The sequence below is a fragment of the Streptomyces sp. 8N706 genome (assembly GCF_052245415.1).
GTDB lineage: Bacteria > Actinomycetota > Actinomycetes > Streptomycetales > Streptomycetaceae > Streptomyces.
On the sequence record NZ_JBQQBW010000007.1, the window covers coordinates 87,381 to 109,356 of the forward strand.

The 21,976-nt window shown below is 72.1% G+C and carries 19 protein-coding genes; 11 read left to right on the plus strand and 8 right to left on the minus strand.

Annotation, left to right across the window (positions count from 1 at the left end; genetic code table 11):
• Window positions 1-198: 198 nt before the first annotated feature.
• Window positions 199-930 (plus strand): hypothetical protein, encoded by a 732-nt coding sequence (locus ACTWQE_RS05080; RefSeq protein WP_443327588.1) that lies wholly within the window; start codon window positions 199-201, stop codon window positions 928-930.
• A gap of 340 nt (window positions 931-1,270) precedes the next feature.
• On the opposite strand, the gene ACTWQE_RS05085 is transcribed toward ACTWQE_RS05080, so the two are convergent.
• Together ACTWQE_RS05085 and ACTWQE_RS05090 are read right to left on the minus strand one after the other, a co-directional pair.
• Entirely contained in the window at window positions 1,271-2,866 is a 1,596-nt protein-coding gene (locus ACTWQE_RS05085; RefSeq protein ID WP_443327589.1) for a glycerol-3-phosphate dehydrogenase/oxidase, read from the minus strand.
• Complete coding sequence (locus ACTWQE_RS05090; RefSeq protein ID WP_443327590.1) at window positions 2,863-3,453, minus strand: TetR/AcrR family transcriptional regulator; 591 nt, start codon at window positions 3,451-3,453, stop codon at window positions 2,863-2,865. Before ACTWQE_RS05090 ends, ACTWQE_RS05085 begins: the two co-directional genes overlap by 4 nt.
• Before the next feature lie 17 nt (window positions 3,454-3,470).
• Here ACTWQE_RS05090 and ACTWQE_RS05095 point away from each other — a divergent pair, with 17 nt between their 5' ends.
• From ACTWQE_RS05095 to ACTWQE_RS05125, 7 genes are all read left to right on the plus strand, one after another.
• Window positions 3,471-5,078: an FAD-binding oxidoreductase gene (locus ACTWQE_RS05095; RefSeq protein ID WP_443327591.1), complete on the plus strand. Its 1,608-nt coding sequence runs from the start codon at window positions 3,471-3,473 to the stop codon at window positions 5,076-5,078.
• Window positions 5,075-6,022 carry a diacylglycerol kinase gene (locus tag ACTWQE_RS05100; protein ID WP_443327592.1) on the plus strand — a complete coding sequence of 316 codons (948 nt, stop codon included), beginning with the start codon at window positions 5,075-5,077 and terminating at the stop codon, window positions 6,020-6,022. The genes ACTWQE_RS05095 and ACTWQE_RS05100 overlap by 4 nt, the downstream gene beginning before the upstream one ends.
• A gap of 50 nt (window positions 6,023-6,072) precedes the next feature.
• Complete coding sequence (locus ACTWQE_RS05105; RefSeq protein ID WP_443327593.1) at window positions 6,073-6,456, plus strand: RNA-binding S4 domain-containing protein; 384 nt, start codon at window positions 6,073-6,075, stop codon at window positions 6,454-6,456.
• Between the two features lie 182 nt (window positions 6,457-6,638).
• Window positions 6,639-6,995: a glutaredoxin domain-containing protein gene (locus ACTWQE_RS05110; RefSeq protein ID WP_443327594.1), complete on the plus strand. Its 357-nt coding sequence runs from the start codon at window positions 6,639-6,641 to the stop codon at window positions 6,993-6,995.
• 193 nt (window positions 6,996-7,188) lie between these two features.
• Window positions 7,189-8,439, plus strand: a complete 1,251-nt coding sequence (locus ACTWQE_RS05115; protein ID WP_443327622.1) for an ATP-grasp domain-containing protein — start codon at window positions 7,189-7,191, stop codon at window positions 8,437-8,439.
• Window positions 8,440-8,456: 17 nt separating this feature from the next.
• Entirely contained in the window at window positions 8,457-10,481 is a 2,025-nt protein-coding gene (locus tag ACTWQE_RS05120) for a CocE/NonD family hydrolase (RefSeq protein ID WP_443327595.1), read from the plus strand.
• 145 nt (window positions 10,482-10,626) lie between these two features.
• Entirely contained in the window at window positions 10,627-11,379 is a 753-nt protein-coding gene (locus tag ACTWQE_RS05125) for a cobalt-precorrin-6A reductase (RefSeq protein WP_443327596.1), read from the plus strand.
• Between the two features lie 93 nt (window positions 11,380-11,472).
• Here the strand turns inward: ACTWQE_RS05125 and ACTWQE_RS05130 are convergent, their stop codons facing one another.
• From ACTWQE_RS05130 to ACTWQE_RS05150, 5 genes are all read right to left on the minus strand, one after another.
• Complete coding sequence (locus ACTWQE_RS05130; RefSeq protein WP_443327597.1) at window positions 11,473-12,099, minus strand: precorrin-8X methylmutase; 627 nt, start codon at window positions 12,097-12,099, stop codon at window positions 11,473-11,475.
• A 201-nt stretch (window positions 12,100-12,300) separates the two neighbouring features.
• The gene (locus ACTWQE_RS05135) at window positions 12,301-14,559 is read right to left on the minus strand and encodes a family 2 encapsulin nanocompartment cargo protein terpene cyclase (RefSeq protein ID WP_443327598.1); all 2,259 of its coding nucleotides are present in this window, start codon (window positions 14,557-14,559) and stop codon (window positions 12,301-12,303) included.
• 586 nt (window positions 14,560-15,145) lie between these two features.
• Entirely contained in the window at window positions 15,146-15,367 is a 222-nt protein-coding gene (locus tag ACTWQE_RS05140; RefSeq protein ID WP_443327599.1) for a DUF6480 family protein, read from the minus strand.
• Window positions 15,368-15,823: 456 nt separating this feature from the next.
• The gene (locus tag ACTWQE_RS05145) at window positions 15,824-16,243 is read right to left on the minus strand and encodes an ANTAR domain-containing response regulator (RefSeq protein ID WP_443327600.1); all 420 of its coding nucleotides are present in this window, start codon (window positions 16,241-16,243) and stop codon (window positions 15,824-15,826) included.
• A 330-nt stretch (window positions 16,244-16,573) separates the two neighbouring features.
• Window positions 16,574-17,131 carry a hemerythrin domain-containing protein gene (locus ACTWQE_RS05150; RefSeq protein ID WP_443327601.1) on the minus strand — a complete coding sequence of 186 codons (558 nt, stop codon included), beginning with the start codon at window positions 17,129-17,131 and terminating at the stop codon, window positions 16,574-16,576.
• A gap of 299 nt (window positions 17,132-17,430) precedes the next feature.
• Between ACTWQE_RS05150 and ACTWQE_RS05155 the strand changes: the two genes are divergently transcribed.
• Both ACTWQE_RS05155 and ACTWQE_RS05160 read left to right on the plus strand, forming a co-directional pair.
• Entirely contained in the window at window positions 17,431-18,342 is a 912-nt protein-coding gene (locus ACTWQE_RS05155) for a glycosyltransferase family 2 protein (RefSeq protein ID WP_443327602.1), read from the plus strand.
• Window positions 18,332-19,228: a glycosyltransferase family 2 protein gene (locus ACTWQE_RS05160; RefSeq protein WP_443327603.1), complete on the plus strand. Its 897-nt coding sequence runs from the start codon at window positions 18,332-18,334 to the stop codon at window positions 19,226-19,228. Before ACTWQE_RS05155 ends, ACTWQE_RS05160 begins: the two co-directional genes overlap by 11 nt.
• Before the next feature lie 321 nt (window positions 19,229-19,549).
• Here ACTWQE_RS05160 and ACTWQE_RS05165 read toward each other — a convergent pair whose 3' ends face one another.
• Window positions 19,550-19,930 (minus strand): TraR/DksA family transcriptional regulator, encoded by a 381-nt coding sequence (locus tag ACTWQE_RS05165; protein ID WP_443327604.1) that lies wholly within the window; start codon window positions 19,928-19,930, stop codon window positions 19,550-19,552.
• A gap of 525 nt (window positions 19,931-20,455) precedes the next feature.
• Here ACTWQE_RS05165 and ACTWQE_RS05170 point away from each other — a divergent pair.
• Window positions 20,456-21,712 (plus strand): MFS transporter, encoded by a 1,257-nt coding sequence (locus ACTWQE_RS05170; protein ID WP_443327605.1) that lies wholly within the window; start codon window positions 20,456-20,458, stop codon window positions 21,710-21,712.
• Window positions 21,713-21,976: the final 264 nt, after the last annotated feature.

Genomic DNA, 21,976 nt, shown 5'->3' on the forward strand with positions numbered 1-21,976 from the left:
GACGTGAAGCGCCCCGGGGCCGGTGACGAACCGTGTGCCGGAGCGCCGTACCCGTAGGCCTTCGCTGATGCGTCGGGCCGGAGCCACCTCACCGCCCCGGTCAGGGTTTTGAGCTGCTCGGCCTCCCTTGGACCGGTGTCTGCATCGATCGGTACCCTTCGCGAGTCCACTGGCAGTAAGGAATTGGGGAACAACCGCATGGCGATGCGCAAGGCGACGATGAAGGAACAGGTCACAGCGGCCATAGCGCAGGCCGCGCCCGGCGACCGGGCGTTGGTGACCGTCGCGTCGCTCACCGGGCCGACGCCCTGGCTGACGGGGGCGTTGGGGCTCATCGGCCAGCTTCTGGTGAAGTACTACTTCATCACCCTCACCGACCAGGCGGTGGTTCTCCACCGGATGCACCGGCTCTCCCAGCGGCCGAAGGAGGTCGCGTACGCGATTCCCCGCGCTCAGTTCCCGATGCTGATCGGTGACGTTCAGTTGAACCCGCTGTGGAGTTCGTTCCGGCTGGCGCTGCCCGGAGAGCAGGCGCCGACCCGGTTCAACGTCCACCGGATCTGGCGAGGGGAGTTGCAGCAGCTCCTCGCCGGCGCGGGCGCACAGCAGCCCGGCGTACAGCAGCCCGGCGCCCCGCAGCAGGGCATGCCGCCCCAGGGCATGCCGCACGCCCCGGGGTACCAGCAGATTCCGCCGCAGCCCGGTCCGTACGGGCAGCAGGCCCCGGCTGCACCGCAGCAGCCCGGTCCGCCGCAGCCCGGTCCGTACGGCAGCCCGGCCCCGGCCCAGCAGCCCGGTCCTTACGGTGCCCCGGCTCAGCAGCCCGGTCCTTACGGTGCCCCGGCTCAGCAGCCCGGCCCCTACGGTGCCCCCGCCCAGCAGCCCGGCCCCTACGGCCACCCGCAGCAGGGCAATCCGTACGGCGGCTGAGCCGTCGGTTCACAGCTCGGAGGCCGCCTTGCCGTTCGCGGGAGGCGGCCTCACTCAGAGGGTTGGTGCTTTCCGCACGCTGCCGACGTCAGCCGCGCCGATGCTGCCGGCCGGGATCGTCGCGGGTGTCGGCTCATGGACCGGAGTGACCGCCGCACAGGCCGACAGCGTGTACGGCTGCGACGTGGGTGCATTCTGTCTCTGGGAGACCTGCCCGCGAGACCCGGACCGGCCGGCCCGATCCGGCCCCGCCTCGTCCGGGCCCCCGGTGGTCCGTCCCGTCAGCCCGTTGCGGCAGCCCGGCGAGCGGGTCACGGCGGAACCGCCCGGCAGGCGGTGGTCAGTTGCCGAGTGCCGCGCGTGCCGCGGGCAGTGCGCGTTCGCGGTCGCCCGGCACCAGGCCGATGCGGGTACGGCGGTCCAGCACATCCGCCTCGTCCAGGGCCCCTTCATGGCGGACCGCCCAGCGCAGTTCCGCCCCCGTGACACCCGCGGCGACGGGGTCGAGGAGAGCCGGATCGTGGGCCGCCTCCGCCATGACGGCGCCGGCCTCGCTCCCGTACCGGGCGATCAGCCGCGGCGGGACGTTCATCGCTCCCGGACGGCCGCGCGGGGCGGCGCCGATCAGGGGCAGTGACCGGGTGCGGCAGGGGCCCGCGGACAGTCCGGCGCGGGCGACACCCGCGTCGACGGCGTCCTCGGCCATGGCGCGGTACGTGGTGAGTTTGCCGCCCACCGCCGTGATCACCCCGTCCGCCGAGGTGAGAACGGCGTGCCGGCGGGAGAGGTCGGCGCTGCGGCCCGTTCCCGAGTCCAGCAGGGGGCGCAGCCCCGCGAACGCGCCGATGACGTCGTCCCGGCCGAGCGGCGTGGCGAGCACCCGGGACAGCACCTCGAGCAGAAAGACGATGTCGTGCTCGGGGGCTTCGGGGACGTCCGGGACCGGGGTGTCGAGCGGTTCGTCGGTGAGCCCCGCGTAGATCCGGCCGTCGGGCTGGGGCAGCGCGAAGACGAACCGGTTGGTCTCGCCGGGGACGGGGACGGTCAGCGCGGCGCGCGGGTGGCCGAGAGCGGAGGCGGGAAGCACGATGTGGGTGCCGCGGCTGGGCCGCAGACGGACGCCGGGCGCCAGGGTGTCCGCCCAGACACCGGTGGCGTTGATGACGCATCGTGCGCCCATCTCCAGGGTCTCTCCCGAGAGTTCATCGCGCAGCACGGCCGCGTTCCCGGTCAGCTCCACGGCGCCGCAGCGGGTGACGACATGGGCGCCGTACGCGGCCGCCGTACGGGCCAGCGCCACGACCAGCCGTGCGTCGTCGGCGAGTTGACCGTCGTAGGAGAGCTGGCCACCGCGCAGGCCCGCCGGGCGCAGGGCCGGGGCGAGGGCGAGGGTGAGTGCCGCGGAGATACGGCGGGAGGAGGGCAGGGTCCGCGCCCCCGCTCCGGCGGCGAGGCGCAGCGCGTCGCCCAGGAGGAAGGCGGTGCGGGTGGTGGCCGCCCGGAGGTGGCCGACCTCCTGGTGGACGGGGAGCACCATGGGCAGGGCGTGGACCAGGTGCGGGGCGGTACGGCTCATCAGCAGGCCGCGCTCGCGTGCGCTCTCGTAGGCGATGGCGACATCCCCGGAGGCGAGGTAGCGCAGCCCGCCGTGGACCAGCTTCGAACTCCAGCGGCTGGTGCCGAAGGCGAGGTCCTTCCGCTCGGCGAGCAGCACGCTCAGACCGCGCGAGGCGGCGTCCAGGGCGATGCCGGTTCCGGTGACACCGCCACCGACCACCAGGACGTCGACCATGGGCCGCCGGGCGAGCTGGTCCAACGACCGTTGGCGCTGGGCCGCGTTGAGGGATCCGGGGCGGGGCGCCGGGCTGTCGAGGGCACGGCAGCGGTGTGCCGGACTGTCGGAGGAACCAGGGCCGTACGCCGGGCTGCGGGTCATCGTGAGGCCTCCGGCGGTCGCAGATATCCGTCCAGAAGCCGGCCGAGTCCGTCGAGCAGCCGCTCGTCGGACAGGGTGTCCTCCACGAGGCGCCGGGAGGTGGTGACGGACTGGGCGGTGAGGAGTACCAGACGGGCGAGTTCGTCCGGGTCGCCCTCCCGTACGGAGCCGTCCTCCTGACCGGCCGCGATCTCCGCGCGTATCAACTCGAGGGCCGCGTGCTGGCTGGATCCGAGCCGGTGGAAGACGTAGGTGGCCAGAACGTCCGTCTCGGTCTCCACGAAACGGTTGAACAGCGGGTGCCCCCACAGCGTCCGGACCGTTCCGGCGCACTGCTTGATCAGGCGCTCGCGGGCCGGGGCGGCGTTCGAGGGGAGAGCGCACCCGGCGAACACCGCCCGCAGCTCGCGGGTGAGCAGGTCGCCGACGAGCGAGGAGATGTCGGGCCAGTGCCGGTAGACGGTGGGGCGGCTGACACCGGCGCGCCGGGCCACGTCGGTGAGCGTGGTGCGGCGTACGCCGAAGGCCTCGATGCACTCCCGTGCCGCGTCGAGGATCGCGTCCTCTCTTTTACGCTTTGACGTCATGTGTAACACTGTACTGCATGACTCGTCCCCGCCACCGCGTCGGTGAGATGGCCTGGAACGCCTGGGGCGACCCCGGGCAGACAGTCCGACTCAACGACTCCGTACGTCAGTTGATACGCCAGGCCCTGGGCGTCCCGGCCGCTGTGACCGCCCCCGTGCCGGAGAGTGAGCTCTCCCTGGAGCCGAGCGCTCTGTCCGATCCGGCCCACGCGGCGCTGGTGGAGGTCGTCGGCCGGGAGCATGTGCTCACCGACCCGGCCTCCCGCGTCCGGCGCACGGGCGGCAAGAGCACCCCCGATCTGCTGCGCCGCCGGGCGGGCGATGTCTCCTCGGCTCCCGACGCCGTCGTCCGGCCCGGCACCCACCAGGAGGTCGAGGAACTCCTCGCCGCATGCGCCTGGCACCGGGTCGCCGTCGTCCCGTTCGGCGGCGGGACCAGTGTGGTGGGAGGGGTCGAGCCACTGCGCGGCTCGTTCGGCTCCGTGGTGAGTCTCGATCTGCGGCGGCTGGACCGTCTCGTCGCTCTCGACACGGAGTCCGGCACGGCGACCCTGGAGGCGGGGCTGCGTACCCCGGAGGCCGAGGAGATGCTGGCCGCCCACGGCCTGACGCTCGGGCACTTTCCGCAGAGCTTCGCGTACGCCACCATCGGCGGCTACGCGGCCACGAGGTCGTCCGGCCAGGCCTCGGCGGGTTACGGGCGCTTCGACGCCATGGTGGTGGCGCTGCGGGTGGCGACCCCGCGAGGCACCCTGGATCTCGGGCGGGCGCCCGCGTCCGCGGCGGGCCCGGACCTCCGGCAGCTCTTCCTCGGCTCCGAAGGCGTCCTCGGCGTCATCACCGAGGTCACCGTGCGGGTCCGGAAGGCGCCGGAGGACCGCGGGGACGAGGCCTGGTCGTTCCCGGACTTCACCAGCGGGGTCACGGCGGTGCGCCGGCTGGCGCAGAGGGGGACGCTGCCCACGGCCATACGGGTCTCGGACGAGACGGAGACGTTCGTCAACGCCGCCGTCGCGGCCTCCCCCGCACCGGAGGGCTGTCTGGCGGTCGTCAGCCACGAGGGCACCGCGCGGCAGATCGCCGAACGCCGTGCCGCCGTGGACGGTGTCCTCCGGGAGTGCGGCGCGGCGCCCCTGGGGGAGGACACGGCGAGCGCCTGGCGGCGTTCCCGCTTCTCGGGGCCGTATACGAGGGACGCTCTCCTGGACACCGGTGTGCTCACCGAGACGCTGGAGACCGCCGCGTCCTGGTCCTCTCTCCCGCGGCTGCGCGAGCGGGTGACCGGGGTTCTCACCGAGAGCCTCGGGCGGGACGGCTCCGCGCCGGTGGTCTTCTGCCATCTGTCCCACGCGTATCCGACCGGAGCCTCCCTGTACTTCACCGTCGCCGCCGCCGGGGGAGCGGACCCGGAGCGGCGGTGGCGCGAGGCCAAACGGGCCGCGAGTGAGGCGATCGCGGAGAGCGGGGGCACGATCACCCATCACCACGCGGTGGGCACGGACCACCGCCCCTGGATGGAGGCCGAGATCGGGCCGCTCGGCGTCGAGGTGCTGACGGCGGTCAAGAGCACGGTGGACCCGCTCGGCATCCTCAACCCCGGCAAGCTCATCCCCGTGCTGTCATGAGCAGCCGTCGTGCCGTGGTGCTGGTCAACCCCGCCGCCGGGCGGGGCGCCGCCCGCCGGGCCGCCGAGGAGACCGTACGGATCCTCCACGCCAACGGATGGCAGGCGCGGACCGTGACCGGCCTGGACGCCGCCGACTCCCGGACCCGGGCCCGGCGGTGTGTGACCTCGGGTGTCGAGGTGCTCGCCGTGGCCGGGGGCGACGGCATGGTGGGCATCGGACTGCAGGCGGTGGCGGGCACCGATACGCCGCTGGCGGTCATTCCGGCGGGCACCGGCAACGACTTCGCGCGCTCCCTGGGGATTCCGCGCGACGACACGGTGGCGGCGGCACGGCTGATCGGGGAGGGCGTCCGCCGGAGCGTCGACCTCGGCCGCTGCGGTGACCGGTGGTTCGGTACGGTCCTGACGTCCGGCTTCGACTCCCTGGTCGCCCACCGCGCCAACAGCATGACCTGGCCGCGTGGCCGGGCCCGCTACAACCTGGCGATCCTCGCCGAATTGGCGCGCCTGCGGCCCCTGCCCTTCTCCCTGACGCTCGACGGACGGGCCCTGGAGACCGAGGCGACACTGGTGGCCGTGGGGAACGGCCCGTACTACGGCGGTGGGATGCGGATGTGCCCCGAAGCGACGCTGTCCGACGGGTACCTGGCGGTGACGGTGGTCGGGGCGGTCAGGCGCGATGAACTCGTCAGGGTCTTCCCCCGGGTCTACCGGGGCACCCACATCACCCATCCACGGGTCCGGACCTTCCGGGCCCGGAGCGTCGGCATCGACTCGCCCGGGGTGTTCGGCTACGCCGACGGAGAGCCGGTGGGCGATCTGCCGCTGCGCGTGGACTGCGTCCCCGGCGTGGTGGACGTCATGACACCCGGGCCGGGCGTGACCGGTGGCAGGAACGGAGACGACGGGCCGACGGATGCCGCCCGGGGCGAACAGGTGTGATCTCCGGCGAAGCGACACCGCTCGGCGGTCTCCTGGCCTACCGTCGAGGCATGGCCGCAGATGAGGGAAGCGTACGGGTCGACAGCTGGATCTGGTCCGTACGGCTCACCAAGACCCGTTCGCTGGCCGCCTCCGCCTGCCGCGCCGGGCATGTCCGTGTCAACGGCGAGCGGGTGAAGCCCGCCCACGCGGTGCGGCCGGGAGACCAGGTGCGGCTGCGGATCGCCGGGCGGGAGAGGATCGTCGTCGTCTCCCGCCTCGTCCGCAAACGCGTCGGACCGGCGGTGGCCGCCGACTGCTTCATCGACCACAGCCCGCCGCCGCCCGCCCGCGAGGAGATCGCGGTGGCCGGCGACCGTGACCGCGGCGCGGGGCGTCCCACCAAGCGCGACCGGCGCGAACTGGACCGCCTGCGAGGCCATCCGCCGCAGTAGGCCGCGCCCGGTTGACCTCCGCGGCTCACCGCGTGCAACGTCCCGGCGGCGGGTTGGTCGTGGAACCACCGAGCCAGTGGCCCGTTCGAGAGGAGTACGCCGGTGGGCCGGTCCTCGAGGCCCGGCCGCCCCGACGACGGCGGGTCTACCCTGGGGCCGAGGCGTACGGACACGGGGGATCCATGAACGGGGAACGTGACGGCGTGGTCGTCTACTGGCGGCGCGGCTGCGTGTACTGCATCAAGCTGCGTCTGACCCTGCTCTTCACACGGTTGCGGTACACCGAGGTGAACATCTGGCAGGCCCGCGAGGCGGCGGCGTTCGTCCGCTCGGTCGCGGACGGGAACGAGACCGTGCCGACCGTGACCGTGGCCGGACGCCCCCTGGTGAACCCGTCGAAGCGTCAGTTGTTCGCGGCCGTAGGGACATACGCGCCGCACCTGCTGCCCGAGTCCGGGGGGCCGCGCCGGCCGCCGCGGCTGACAGCGCGGACGCGATGGCCTCGGCGGCGCTCCCGTTCCGCGCGGGAGCGCCCCTGACACAGGCCCCGTGACGGCGGATCTGCTCGCCGGAGTCCTTTTCGGACCCGGGGGTGGGGACCGTATCCCACCGTGTTTCCCGTGGTCCCTCACATCGCGGCGAGATTGCGCGTCCATAACGCGGGTAACCGGCCCGTAGGGACAAAGCGCAAGGAGACGTCAGGTGAGCCGAGCAAATATCTTCGTCATCGGCATGGACGAGACGAATCTGGACACGTTGCGGAATGTGCCGCATGCTGCCGAGTACCAATTTCATCCCCTGCTGAGCGTCGAGGAACTCCAAGTCGGCGAAATACCTGTTGCCGAATTGATTGAAAAGGCCGAGGCGGAGCTCGATGCGTTCGATGGCAGTATCGACGCCATTGTCGGCTACTGGGACTTCCCGGTGAGCACGATGGTCCCGATACTGTGCAAGCGCTATGGGCTGCGCAGTACGAGCCTGGAATCAGTCGTCAAGTGCGAGCACAAGTACTGGAGCCGTCTGGAACAGCGGAAGGTCATCGACGAGCACCCGCGGTTCGCCCTCGTGGATCTCGAAGGCGAAGCGGATCCGCCGGCGGACGTACGGTTTCCGATGTGGCTCAAGCCCGTCAAGTCCTTCTCCTCCGAACTGGCCTTCGGAGTCGAGGACGAGAAGGGGTTCCGGGCGGCGGTGGCCGAGATCCGCGGGGGCGTCAGCCGTATCGGCAGGCCGTTCGAGTACATCCTCGACCAGCTGGTTCTGCCGCCGGAGATCGCCGCCGCGGGCGGCCAGGCGTGCCTGGCCGAGGAGTCGCTCACGGGCGTTCAGGCGGCGGTCGAGGGCTATGTGTTCGACGGCGAGGTCACGGTGTACGGGGTGCTGGACTCGATCAATTACGACGACAGCGCCTGCTTTCTGCGCCATCAGTATCCTTCCGCTCTGCCCGGGCAGGTGGTGCGGCGGCTCAAGGACGTCTCCGAGCGGGTCATCCGGCAGATCGGTATGGATTCGGCGACCTTCAGCATCGAGTACTTCTACGATGCGGAGACCGATGCGATCAACCTGTTGGAGATCAATCCACGCCATTCCCAGTCGCACGCCGAAATGTTCGAATACGTCGACGGCGTACCCAATCACCATTGCATGATCAGTCTCGCGCTCGGCCGCGACCCGAAGTTGCCGGACAACAAGGGAACCTATGAACTGGCCGCAAAGTGGTACTACCGGCGGTTCGAGGACGGAGTGGTCCGGCGCAGGCCGACGGCGAAGGAGGTGGAGCGCCTCGAACAGGAAATCCCCGGCCTGAAGGTCGACCTTGTCCCCGAGGAGGGCCAACGGCTTTCCGATATGCCGGGGCAGGACAGCTACAGCTTCGAACTCGCCCATATCTTCGTCGGCGCCGACAGCGAGGCGGAGCTGCGCGAGAAGTACGACCGGTGTGTGGCATCGCTGCGCTTCGAATTCACCGATGCCATGCCGTGAGAGGAGCGCGTCCGGCCATGCGCTATGTGAACACCCTGCCATATGCGATCAAGGAAGAGGAGCACGTATGGATCCCGGTGTCCGACGGCACCCGCCTGGCAGCTCGCATCTGGCGCCCCACATCCTCGGAAGGCGAGCCCGTGCCGGCGGTGCTCGAGTACATCCCCTACCGCAAGCGCGATCTCAGCTCCGTACGCGACTCCATGCACCACCCGTACATCGCCGGTCACGGCTACGCCTGCGTACGGGTCGACTTGCGCGGCACGGGTGATTCCGAGGGCGTCCTCACCGACGAGTACATCGAGCAGGAGCAGCGGGACGCCGAGGACGTCCTGGCATGGATCGCCGAGCAGCCGTGGTGCACGGGCAGGACGGGGATGATGGGGATCTCCTGGGGCGCCTTCGCCGCGCTTCAGGTCGCCGCCCGCCGGCCGCCGAGCCTGCATGCGATCGTCATCTCCTCCTTCACCGACGACCGTTACGCCGACGACATGCACTACATGGGTGGCTGTCTGCTCTCCGACAACCTGGGTGAGGCGGGCACGATGTTCGCCTATGCCACCTGTCCGCCCGACCCCGCCCTGGTCGGCGACCGCTGGCGGGAGATGTGGCACCAACGACTGGAGAACAGCGGGCCCTGGGTCGCGGAGTGGCTCCGCCACCAGCGGCGCGACGACTACTGGCGGCACGCCTCCGTCTGTGAGAACTACCAGGACGTACGGTGTCCGGTCCTGGCCTCCAGCGGATGGGCGGACGGTTACTCGAACGCGGTGGGGCGGCTGATGGAACACCTGGACGTACCGCGGAAGGGGCTGATCGGCCCGTGGTCGCACAAGTACCCCCACCTCGGAGAGCCCGGCCCGGCCATCGGCTATCTGCAGGAGGTCGTGCGCTGGTGGGACCACTGGCTCAAGGACGTGGACAACGGTGTGATGGACGGGCCCATGCTGCACACCTGGATGCAGGAGAGCGTGCCGCCCCACACCTCCTACGAGGAGCGGCCCGGCCGCTGGGTGGGCGAGCCGAGCTGGCCGTCGCCGTACGTCGAGCAGCGGGCCCACCCCCTGGCCGTGCACCGCATCGCGGCACCGGAGGACACGGTGGAGGCGACGGAGCTGACCGTCCAGTCGCCGTTGTCCGTCGGCCAGTTCGCCGGAAAGTGGGCCTCGTACAACGCGCCGCCCGACCTCCCGTACGACCAGCGCGAGGAGGACGGCGGGTCGCTGGTCTTCGACAGCGACGTGCTCACCGAACGGCTGGAGATCCTCGGCTCGCCGACCGTGCAGCTCGACCTCGAGGCCAGTGAACCCGTCGCGATGGTGGCCGCCCGGCTGTCCGATGTGGCACCCGACGGCCGCGCCACCCGGGTCACCTACGGCCTGCTGAACCTCACCCGCCGGGGCGGCCACGACGAGCCGGATCCACTCGTACCGGGCGAGCGGTACCGAGCCGTCGTACAACTCAACAACGTGGCGCAGGCCTTCCCGCCGGGGCACCGCGTCCGGCTGTCCCTGTCGACGTCCTACTGGCCTCTCGCCTGGCCGCCGCCGAAGCCCGTGCTGCTGAGCGTGTACGCGGGTGCGAGCACGCTGACCCTGCCGGTACGACCGGTCGAGGAGTCCCACGAGCTCGAAGGCCGTCCCTTCGGTGAGGCCGAGGCGACCGCACCGCTCCCCACCACCCAGGTGACCCCTCCCGAGCAGCGCTGGAACGTCATCCGCGACCTGGTCGGGTACAACTCGGCCCTGGAGATCGTCAAGGACATCGGGATGGTGCACTACAACGACATCGCCCTCGACGTCGGCCGCCGCGCCTACGAGCGCTACGACTCGGTCGCGGACGACTTCGAGTCGGTGCGGGGCGAGTCGGCGTGGACGATGACGTTCAGCCGTGGCGAATGGGAGGTCCGCACGGTGACCCGTACGGTCCTCAGTTCCACGGCGACGGATTTCCAGCTGCATGCGACGCTCGACGGATACGAGGGGTCGCGCAGGGTGTTCTCCCGCAACTGGAACCAGAGCCTTCCCCGCGATCTCCTCTGAGACGGCTCCGGCTTCCGGGACGGCTCCGGAGGGCACCGGTGCGGGTGCCTCCGGCACGGGGCGTACTGTGCCGCCAGAGGCCCGGCGGCACAGTACGCACCGCGGGCCCGGCCGCTGCCGACCTGCGAGCCCGGAGGACCACCCGATGAGCGCTGTGCGCCATGTGCTGATCCTCGGGGGCACCACGGAGGCCCGCGGCCTGGCGGACGCGCTCGCCGCGGACCCCGCACTCCGCGTCACCAGCTCCCTCGCCGGCCGGGTCACCGAGCCGCGGCGGTCGGCCGGACAGGTGCGGACCGGGGGGTTCGGCGGCCCCGAAGGCCTGGCCCGGTGGCTGCGGGAACACCGGGTGGACGCACTCGTCGACGCGACCCACCCGTTCGCGGACACCATGAGTTTCCACGCGGCGGAGGCCGCCGCCACCGCCCGGATTCCCCTGCTCGCCCTGCGCCGCCCCGGCTGGGAGGCGGGCCCCGGCGACCGTTGGCATACGGCGGGGTCACTGGCCGGGGCGGCGGAGCTGCTGCCGGTACTGGGCCGGCGGATCTTTCTGACCACGGGCCGTATGGGGCTCGCCGCCTTCGCCCGGCTGACCGACCTGTGGTTCCTGGTCCGTTCCGTCGAGGCCCCGGAGCCGCCGAAGCCGCCCCGCATGGAGGTGCTGCTGGACCGGGGGCCGTTCACCGTCGAAGGGGAGACGGAGCTGCTGCGCCGGCACCGTATCGACGTGCTGGTGACCAAGGACAGCGGAGGGCGTGCCACCGCGGCGAAGCTCACCGCCGCGCGCGAGGCCGGAGTGCCCGTCGTGGTGGTGCGCCGCCCGGCCGTGCCCGAGGGGGTACCGGTCGCCGCGGACCCGTCGGAAGCCGTGGCCTGGCTGCGGAGCGCCGTGGGCTGAGTCGGGCGCCGGACACCGCCGTTCGTCGGCGGAGCCGTATCTCCCCGCGTACTGAGGAGCAGTACCGGGGGAGCCGGACCGGCTCGCCCCCGGCTACTCCTCCTCGCTCGCCAGGGCGTTGACCGCGGCCGCCGCGATGGCGCTCCCGCCCCGGCGTCCCCGCACCACCAGATGGTCGAGGCCCGCCGGATGCGCGGCCAGGGCGTCCTTGGACTCGGCCGCGCCGACGAAACCGACCGGTACGCCGATGACCGCTGCCGGCCGAGGCGCGCCCTCCTCGACCATTTCGAGCAGCCGGAACAGCGCGGTCGGAGCGTTGCCGACGGCGACCACCGCCCCGTCCAGCCGGTCGCGCCACAGCTCCAGCGCCGCCGCGCTGCGCGTCGTGCCCATCCGGGCGGCCAGCTCCGGCACCGACGGATGGGAGAGGGTGCAGATCACCTCATTGGCAGCGGGCAGCCGCTTACGGGTGACACCGCTGGCGACCATGGCGACATCGCACAGCACCGGTGCGCCCGCGCGCAGCGCCGTACGGGCTCTGGCCACCACGTCCGGCGTATAGGCGAGGTCCTCGACGAGGTCGACCATTCCGCAGGCATGGATCAGCCGTACGGCTACCTGGCTCACGTCCGGCGGCAGGCCGCCGAGGTCGGCCTCCGCCCGGATGGTCGCAAAGGACTGGCGGTAGATCGCCGCCCCGTCCTTCTCGTAATCGAACACCGTGCCCTCGTTCGTATCGCTCCGCGCGCCGCCGACGCGCCGATGTGCCTGCCGCAGGCCGACCGGGCGGCCAGCATGAGATCAGCACATTACCCGCCGCCGTGCGGCCGGACCGGAGGGGGCGGACCGGCCGCACCGGTGCGGTGCGGCGCCGGGCAGCGGCACGACGACGGCGAACGGGGGGGCGTGGCCGTGCGGGTGCTACCGGCGCGAGCCGGCGGACAGTGCGATCCGGGCCGCTGACGTCCCCAGCCCGCGGGGAGCCCCGGGCAGCCGTTCCGGCCGGGCCTGTCCGCGGCGCAGCTCGGCCTCGTCGTAACGACGGCTTCCCTGATGCCACGTCAGAATTCCGGCCAGCCAGTTCCGGAGTTCCGCCACGTATCCGTCCAGGATCGCCCGGGCATCCTGGTCCAGTGCGAAGTCGTCGTACAGAACGGGCAGTTCATGCTCGGCGACATGCTGGAACTGGCGCATACGCGACGTCATCAGGTCGTTGACGATGGCGACGGCGGTCGGGTAGTCGCAGGAGAAGAAGGACTGGACGACGAGGACGCCGTTGTGGACCTCGCCCTCGAACTCGATCTCCTTCTGGTAGGAGAAGAGGTCGTTCAGCAGGCAGGCGTAGTCGGCGGCGGCGTTCTCCAGGGAGGCCATCGGTCCGCTGCGGTAGATCTCGGGAGGGACCTGTTTGCCGTGAGCCAGCCGGCACAGACTCATCGTGAGGTCGGAGCCGAAGGTCATCCGGCGCATCTCGATGTAGTCGACGGGGTCGGGGACGCGGTGCTGCGCCTGGTTCGCCAGCTCCCACAGCCAGCTCGAGGTCATGTCCTCGACGGCGGTGCGGAACATCCGGCGGGCGCCGACCTCCATCGGACCGGCCGTACGGGACCAGAGATCGGCCAGACCCCGTTCCAGCGCGTTGGCCGGAGCGGGGACGGCCGGGGACTCGACCGGCATGAACGCCGACAGCCGCTCGTTGCACGCCTTCGCACCGGCCAGGTCACGGGTGCGGCCGAAGACGACGGGGAAGTAGTCGTCCCCGTAGGTCCCCCAGGTCAGCCAGTCCGACGACAGGTCGAGTTCCTCGCGGGAGGCGTCCGGGTGGATGCCCGCGGCGCACAGCGGGAAGTCGAAGCCGGCGAGCCGGCGGGCGTCCCAGATGTCCGATCCGGGCACGCCGGGCTGCGGCCGCAGCATGCCCATGTGCTCCGCCCACTCGAGGACGTGCCGGCGCGAGGCACCCAGATGCGGGCTGAGCGTGGTCGTGAAGGGCATATGGATGTCGGGGATACGGGACGGCCCGACCCTCTGGTAGGGGACATGGGTGAGGCTGCGGATCCTGCCCGCACCGCTCAGGCGCGCACGGCTCAGGCCCGCGGCGGAGGCGATGTCCGCGGCCGAGGTGCCCAGGCCGCTGGGGGCGAAGGGGAACGCGGGGGCGGAGCGGGAGGCGTACGGGGAGGAGGCGCCACCGCCGTTCATATAGCGGCTGGAGCGCATATGCCACTCATGGCCGCCCGACTGCCAGTCCTGGAGCCCCTTGACGTACGCCAGGACCTGCGCGCAGGACAGCGGGTCCAGCCCCTTCTCGGTGAAAAGGGGACCGAGTTCGGTGAGAGTGGTGTTCTCGAACTGCTGGAGGCGCGAGGTGAGAAGGTCGTTGACGGCATCGGCGGCCTGCTGGGTCGTGCAGTCGAGGAACGTCTCCAGGACGAGGACTCCATTGCTCAGCTCGCCCTCCTCCTCGGTCTCCCGCTGATACGAGAAGAGGTCGTTCCGCAGATGGACTCCGTCGGCGAAGGTGTCCTTCAGGACCCTCATGGGCCGGGATCCGGCGATGGACGCGGGGACTTCGGCTCCGACCGCGTGCTCCACCAGCCCAGCCGACCACGGTGCCCCGCCGACCTTGCGGCGCATCTCGATGTACTCGACGGGGTTGGGTACGCGATGCGCGTTGATATTGGAGAGTTCCCAGAGCGACTCGTTGAGGAGGTTCTCGGTGCTCCGGGCGAACCGGGCCCGCCAGTCCAGGGACATCGTCGGCACGGTGCGGACCCACAGGTCCGCAAGGCCCGCCTCGACGGGGTGGGTGGGCTCGGGGGTTCCCGCGGCGAGGTCCATCGGCATGAAGGCCGGAAGCCGGTCCAGATACTCCTTGCCGCCCTCCCGGTCCTGCGTGCGTTTGAAGGCCTCCAGGAAGTGGTCGTCGAAGAAGAAGACCCACACGTACCAGTCGGTGACGAGGGAGAGCTCGGCGCCGGACGCGTCCGGGTGGGTGTAGGCGCACAGCAGGGCGTAGTCATGGGCGTCGAGGTCGCGCTCGTCCCAGATGCCCGAGCCCTCGAGCATCCCCATACCGCGGGCCCACTCCCTGGAGTGGGCCCGTGCCTCCTCGACGTGGGGGTTGAGCCGCGCCGGATACGGCATGTAGAAGTCCGGCAGTTCAAAAGGCTGTGTCACTGGCCCCGGCTTTCTTCGCTCGTCGAACCGCACTGAGGCGTCCGGTCGTTGCCGCCGTCGAACGGTCGGCTCACGGCGCTCCGTTCGCGCCGTGCCATCCGATCGGGCCAGCTCTACCCGGGGCCATACGGGGCTATCCAGCTGCGACAACAGTCATATGAGCGGCCTCGAGGAACCCTGGTCCGCCGCGGTCGGCCGGGACTCCTCGCCGGGGCAGGGAGCCTGGCCAGGCTCCCCGGCCGGGCCCGCAAGGTATCCGACGACGTCACCCCTGAGGGCCACCGCGCTGATCCGCCAAGAGCCCACCGTATTCCGACGGCGGCACGGCACCGCGACTGCAACGGCACCGCGACGGCGGTACGGAAGGGCCCTGGCGACGGCACCGCGACGGCGGTACGGCGCCGCGACGAGGCACCGCAACGCGACGGCGACTCGGCGCCGCCCAGTGACGCGCCACCGTACGCCGCCGGCGCGCCTCTGTCCGCCACGTCGACGGTCCGCCGCTGCCCGCGTCGTGGCCGGGTGGACGCCCCCCTGCCGCTGCCGGCCGGCCGTATACGCGGCGCCGCTGCCGGGCGCCGCTTCCTCATCGGGTGAAGTAACCGACGATGAAGAAGACGGCGAAGAGGACCACCACGACCATGAGGATGATGATCGGGCCCTTGCCCCATCCCTTGGCCGGGTTGTACGTCTCCCGTGGGCCCGCGCCGGAGAGCGTGCCCTCGCCGGGGGGTGTCTCGCCGGGCGGGACGCCGCCCGGCTCCACGCCGGGGCGCTCGGAACCCGGTTCCGGATACTTTTCGTTCATGGCTGCCGAGTGAGCAGCCAGGATGGTTTCACACCCTTTGTGCCCCGGAATTCGGATGGCCGGGGTCCCGAGAGAATCCGCGGCTCGACGTCACCAAGGGGCGGTGGTGCGTCGGGCGAAGTCGTGCGTCCCCATCGGAGCGGCGGAACCGACCCGGAGCGGCGGAACCGACCCGGAGCGGCGGAACCAACCGGCCAGGGGGCGCCCCGAACGGACGCCCGCCGCCACGGCGGCCACCACCGCCCCGGCCGGATACCCGGGCCGGGGCGGTGAGGGTCGTCGAACCGGACGGATGCCTGCCGTCCCGGCGGAGAGGTGCCGGACCGGTCATCCGCGCCGTGGACGTTTCGCCCGGGCGTTGTGCGGCACTCGTCGGTTACGTTCCTGCCTGAGCCTGACTGAGGCGGAAGCGTAGGCGTCGGTCGGTTAGGAAAGCAGCCGTCCCGGCGCCGCCCGTCACCCCTCGGCCGCCGTCCTTCCGCCCTTCCGGCGGATCAGCGCCAGACGCAGTGCCGTGCGTACCGGCTCCGGCGGCGGGCGGCCTTCGGTGCTGCTGATGACGGCGTGGGCGATATGGCGCAGTTTGATGTTGGTGTGCTGGGAGGCGTCCAGAAGGACCGCCCAGGCATCCTCGGCCGAGCAGGAGCAGGTCGCCATCAGAACGCCACAGGCCTGGTCGATGACCGGCCGAGCCTTGATGGCTTGCTTGAGCTGGGCGTTCTCCCCGCGGAGCCGCTCCAGTTCCAGGGAGTCCGCGGACCCGGCAGGCACGGTGGAGGCTGCGGACAGTTCCCCGGGGGAGGGAGAGCGCGAGGACGGACCGACCGTACGCCGAGGCGGGATACGGGACCTTGCGGGCCCGGTGTGATGCTTCATGTGCTGTTTCTCCGTCCAGCAGAAACTGCTGCCGCACCGCCGCCCGGGAGTACGGGGTGGAGCCACGAACAACCCCGGCGGGACGGAGCACGCCACCGATGGGATCGGTGGCGGTCCTCTGCGCGGGGGCCTGTCGGCGATGGAGTACAGCAGCGAGACAAGCTGGTCTCCCAACGGTCCCACCCATGGCGCACCCCTGCCACCCCCAGCCGGTCGGGACGTGCTTTCCTGCCGCCGCACACGGGGCGGCGAGTGACGCCGCGCCGGGCCGCCGTTCCCGGCGGCCCGGTGGGCTCGCGGACGTATTGCCGCCGCTCGGCGGCCTGCTCGCTACTTGCCGCGGCCGGTGACGAAGTCGCGGGCGCGGTCCACCAGCCCCGCCCCGGGGGCGAGCAGCTTGTTGGCGGGCGGGGTGTCCGGTGCGCCGGGGTGCGGCCGGGTGGGGGCGGTCTTCTTCGCCCGCCGCACCTTCTCGCCCAGCTCCTCCATGGCCTCCTTGGAACAGGCCTGGCGCAGCTGCACGAAGAGGTTCAGCTCCTCGTCCCGCACATGGGTCGACACCTCGGTCTTGAGTTGCAGCACCAGCCGGTTGAAGTCCTCGTCCTCGGCCTTGCGCCTCTCGAGGTCCTTGAGCAGGACCTCCACCCGGGAGTGGTCCGCGATCTCCTTGTCGGCGATCGTGTCCCCGTCGGAGAGGTGCCGCCGTACGGCCGGGTAGAGATGCTGCTCCTCGGCCACCGAATGGCGTACCAGCTCGATGGTGAGCTGATCCACCAGACGTTTGCGCTCCGCGTCCCCGGGCGCGACATTCTCGATCTTCTCGAAGAGCTCATCGACCTCCCGGTGGTCCCTGGTCAGTTCGTCGATCACGTCTCCGCCGTGGCCCATGATCGTGTTACCTCCCGTGTGTGTCGTGGTTCAGCCGGGTCGTCCCGGCGGTCATGTGCACGCGTTCCCGGGCTGCCCGGCGGCTAACGCGGCGGGGCCCGGAAGCGGCCGTGCGGGGCGGGCGTGTTCAGCGGAGAATGACGTCCCACGGCTGTGCCCGATCCTCGATGCGGGGGGCGAAGCCCGCGTCCAGGGCAGGCGGCCGGAATGGCGTATCCACTGCTCCGGTCGGGTCTACCGCCGGGTGGCAAACCCAGTGGCGGGGTTCGACAGTTCCCCCGCGGGTTACTGCGGTAGCCATGGCACTTCAGCGCGCTGCCCCTCCTGTCCCGGCAGGGACGGCCGAACCCGTCATCGGCGTCGTCGTCGCCACCCGCAACCGCGCCGACACGCTCGCGGTCGCACTGGACCGTCTGGTGGCACTGCCCGAGCGCCCGCCGGTCCTCGTCGTCGACAACGGCTCCACGGACCACACCCGGGCCCTGATCGCCGACCGGTTCCCCGGCGTGGAAGTCCTCGCGCTCCCCGTCAACCGCGGAGCGCTCGCGCGCAACGACGGCGTGCGGGCCATCGGCACCCCGTACGTCGCCTTCAGCGACGACGACTCCTGGTGGCAGCCCGGCGCGCTCGCCCGGGCGGTCCGCATCCTCAACGAGCACCCCCGGCTCGGCCTCCTCGCGGCGAGCGTGCGCGTCGGCCCCGAGGCCCGGCCGGATCCGATCAACGCGGTCCTGGCCGCCTCCCCGCTCGGCCGGGCCGGTGACCTCCCCGGACCGGCGGTCCTGGGCTATCTGGCCTGCGCGGCCGTGACCCGCCGGAGCGCCTACCTCGAGGCGGGCGGCTACCACCCGCTGCTCTTCTTCGGAGCCGAGGAGACCCTCCTCGCCTACGACCTCACCGCGAACGGGTGGGGTGTCTGCTACTGCCCCGAGGTGGTCGCCCACCACCACCCCGCGATCGGCCCCCGCGTCCGCCGGGACGCCGTCGTGCGGCGCAATGAACTCGTGACCGCCTGGTTGCGCCGCCCCCTGCCCGTCGCGCTCCGCCGCACCTGCGCCCTCGCCGCCGACGCCCGCCACGACGCGGACGCACGGCTGGCCCTCCGTGGAGTCCTGGCGCGGCTCCCGGCCGCACTACGGCGGCGTGCCCCCCTGCCGCCACGCGTCGAGAGCGCCGTACGACGCGTGGAGGGAGCACGGCATGGGCGATGACCGCATCACGGTCGTGGTCATCACCCACAACCGCCGCGACGAGCTGCTGCACACCCTCGACCGGCTGGCCGAGCTGCCGGAGAAGCCCCCCGTGGTCGTCACCGACAACGCTTCCACGGACGGCACCGCCGAGGCGGTGGCCCGTCTCCACCCGGGCGTACGGCTGCTCCGGCCCGGGCACAACCTGGGCGCTGTGGGCCGCAATCTGGCCGTACGGGAGGCGCGCACCCCGTACGTGGCGTTCTGCGACGACGACTCCTGGTGGGAGCCCGGGTCGCTGGCCCGGGCCGCGGATCTGCTCGACCGCCACCCCGGGCTCGTATCCGTGACGGCCCGCATCGTCGTGGAGCCGGGCGGCACCGAGGACCCGATCGTGGAGGAGCTGCGCCGCTCTCCCGTGCCCGGCCCGCCCTGGCTGCCGGGCCCCGCACTGGGCTCGTTCCTCGCCGCGGCGACCGCGATGCGGGCCGGTGCCTTCCTCGAGGCGGGCGGCTTCTCCGCGCGGCTGTGGCTCGGTGGCGAGGAGGAACTGCTGGCCGCGGACCTCGCGGCACGCGGCTGGTGGCTCGCGCATGTGCCGGAGCTGACCATCCACCACGCGCCCTCGCGCAACCGCGACAGCACCGGGCGCCGGGTCCGGGGCCTGCGCAATACGCTCTGGTTCACCTGGCTGCGGCGCCCGCTGCCGGCCGCTGTGCGCCGCACGCTGCACCTCGCCCGCACCGTCCCCCGTGACCGGGCCTCGCTGCGGGCGTTCCGGCAGGCGGCGGCCGGCCTTCCCTGGGTGCTGCGGGAGCGCTCGGTGGTGCCGGCGGAGGTCGAGAAACGGTTGCGGCTGCTGGACGAGACCCAGCGCCGCTCCACGGCACGGCGGTACGTGGGGTGAGGTGCCGCGCCGTTCCCAGGGCGGGCACGCACCCTCACCCGGGCGCCTTTCTGCTCACGCGGCCGCGGCTCCATGCGGCCGTGCTCCAGCTCATGGGGTGCCGCTCAGCGTGAACCCGGCCGCACCTCATGGGCGGCCCCCCACCTGGGGCTGGCCGCAGCTCCGGGGTCCCAGCGCGTAGGCCATGCCCCAGCTCGGCGGCGCCACCACGGTGGGCCTGGCCCCCAGCTCATGGGCCACCCCAGCGCGTAGGCCGGCCTCGGCTCGTGGGCCGGGCCGTGACCGTAGGCCCCGCCCACGGCCGTGGTCCCGGGCGTCGGCTCACCCGCCGGCCTCGCTCCGGCGCCGGCAGTCGATGCACAGCGCGGTGTGCGGCATGGCCAGGGCACGGGCACGGCCGAGGGAGCGGCCGCAGTCCGTGCAGACCCCGAAGGTTCCCTCCCGCAGACGGCTGAGAGCCGCGTCGGTCTGCTGCAGCAGTGTGCGTGCCTCCCGGGTCCGGGTGCGCAGCTGCTCCACGGACACGGTCTTCGTACCGGCGTCGGCCGCGTCGAGATCGCAGTCGCCGCGCAGCAACGACTCCTCTTCGTCCGCCGCCGCGATCTCCTGACGCAGCCGGGTCGCCTGCCGCGTCAGCTCGGCGGTGACGCCGTGGAGGTCCTCGGGCCGCAGCGTGTTCTCGCCCACATCCGGGTCGTTCACGGGTGTGCTCCTCACCACAGGGCGGCTCCGGGGAGGCCGGTCACGGGGAGCGACCGGATCGCTCCGTCCGCGTACGTCAGCGGGCCGGGACACTTCCTGTGAGCAATGCCACGACCAGCCCGATACATAGGCCGCGCAAGGGAGTTGGGGTGGTCGTTGCGGACGGGGCGCCGGGCCCGACTTGGGTGGAACCGTCCGATCTGTGACGATGGATCACTGCTGAGCCCCTGCGCCGGCTGCCCCGGAAGCGGGGCTTTTCTCTTGTCCCGCACCTCCGCCCCTACCCCGCCGCGCGCATCTCGCACTTTCACCATGAATTCTTCTTCTCTTCCGCATGTCCCCGCCCCCCGGTCGGCTCCCGACGGGCAGCCGTCCCCCGGCGCCTCCGAGACGTCGTCTCCGAGCCCCTCCGCGGAGCCTCCTCCGGATCGCTCCCTCCCGGCACGTTTCGGGCGCCTCCTCGGCCGCCGTACGGCCGGGAAGGGGGAGGACCGGGCTCCATGGCGCTGTCTGCGCCACCGCAGCATGCGGTGGTGGTCCCTGGCCAACCTCGTCTCCAACGTCGGGACGTGGATGCAGCTGACCGTGCAGAACCTGCTGGTCCTGCAGATCACCGGCTCCGCCGCCGCCACCGGCCTGTCCCTGTCGGTCCAGGCCACTCCGGGCCTGCTGCTCGGCCTGGCGGGTGGCGCCGCGGTCGACGCCTGGCCCCGTAAGGTCACCGCGGCCGTGAGCCAGGCCGTCCTCGGCCTCGTCGCCTTCACCATGGCGGTTCTCGTGGCCTTCGATCTCCTCAGCATGCCGCTGCTGCTGGTCCTCGCCGCGGTCACGGGTCTGATCGCCACCGTCGACGGACCGGCGTGCGCCCTGTTGGGGAACGACCTGGTGCCGACGAAGGACGTACCCTCCTCGATCGCCCTGGGCTCCGTCGTGCACAGCGCCGGCCGGCTCATCGGCGTCGCGCTCGCCGGTACGGCTGTGGCGGCCTGCGGTACCGCGGTCGCCTATGTCGTCAACGGGCTGTCCTTCCTGTTCGTCAGCGCCGTGGTGCCCTTCCTGCGCCCCGCGGACCCCGCCGGGCGCGGGCCCTCCGGTACGGCGGCACCCGAGGCCCCGGTCCGGAAGCGGCCCGGTGGCACCGGAGCCCGCGAGGGGCTGGCCTTCTTCCTGGGCAGGCGCAGGCTGGTCGCCCTCGCGACCATCACCGGGCTGAGCGCTGTCTTCGGACGGAACTACGGGCTGACCCTGGCGGTTCTGGTCACCGGTCCGCTGGCCGGTGGCGCGGAGCAGTTCGGGACCGTCTCCACCGTGCTGGCCGTCGGGGGCATCATCGGCGCGGTGATCGCAGGCCGGCTGCGACAGCCGTCCGTCCGGCTGGTCGGCACCCTGGCCGCCACCGGTGCGCTGCTCCAGGTCGCCGCCGGGGTCTCGCCCAGCATCTTCCTCCTGACCCTGCTGGTGGCCCCCATGGCGGTGGTGGAGTCGATCTCCGACACGGCGGGCACGACCGTGCTGCAGACGGATCCGCCGGCCGACATGCGCGGGCGTGTCCTCGGTGTCTGGCGCAGCGCGAGCACCGGCTGGGGACTCGCCGGTCCGCCGCTGCTCGGTCTGCTCATGGAGTGGGCGGGGCCGCGTGGGGCGCTGGTCGCCGGCGGGCTGATCATCGCGGGGACGATCGCCACGGGTGCGCTGCACCACCGCCGGCGTACCGTCCGCCCGGTGGCCATCGAGCCGGCACCCACGCACGCCCGGGTTCCCGAGCTGTCCACCGCGGTCTGACGGCCCGGCCCAGGTCCCAGGGCGTGGTTCGAGAGTCCCACCCCCGGACTCCGTCCGGGCGGTTCCCCCAGGTCCTCGACGTCTGGCGCGCAACTCCCCCAGCGGTGGCTGGGGGAGCCGCGGACCCCGCCCCTCGGGCGGACGGCGCTCCTTTTGAAACACGTCCTAGCAGCGCCGCGACCCGCCCCCGTGCCACCGGCCGGGGGCGGTCGCCGTCGGTCGCTGTCGGTCGGCGTCCGTCGCCGTCGCTGGTACCGACTCGTT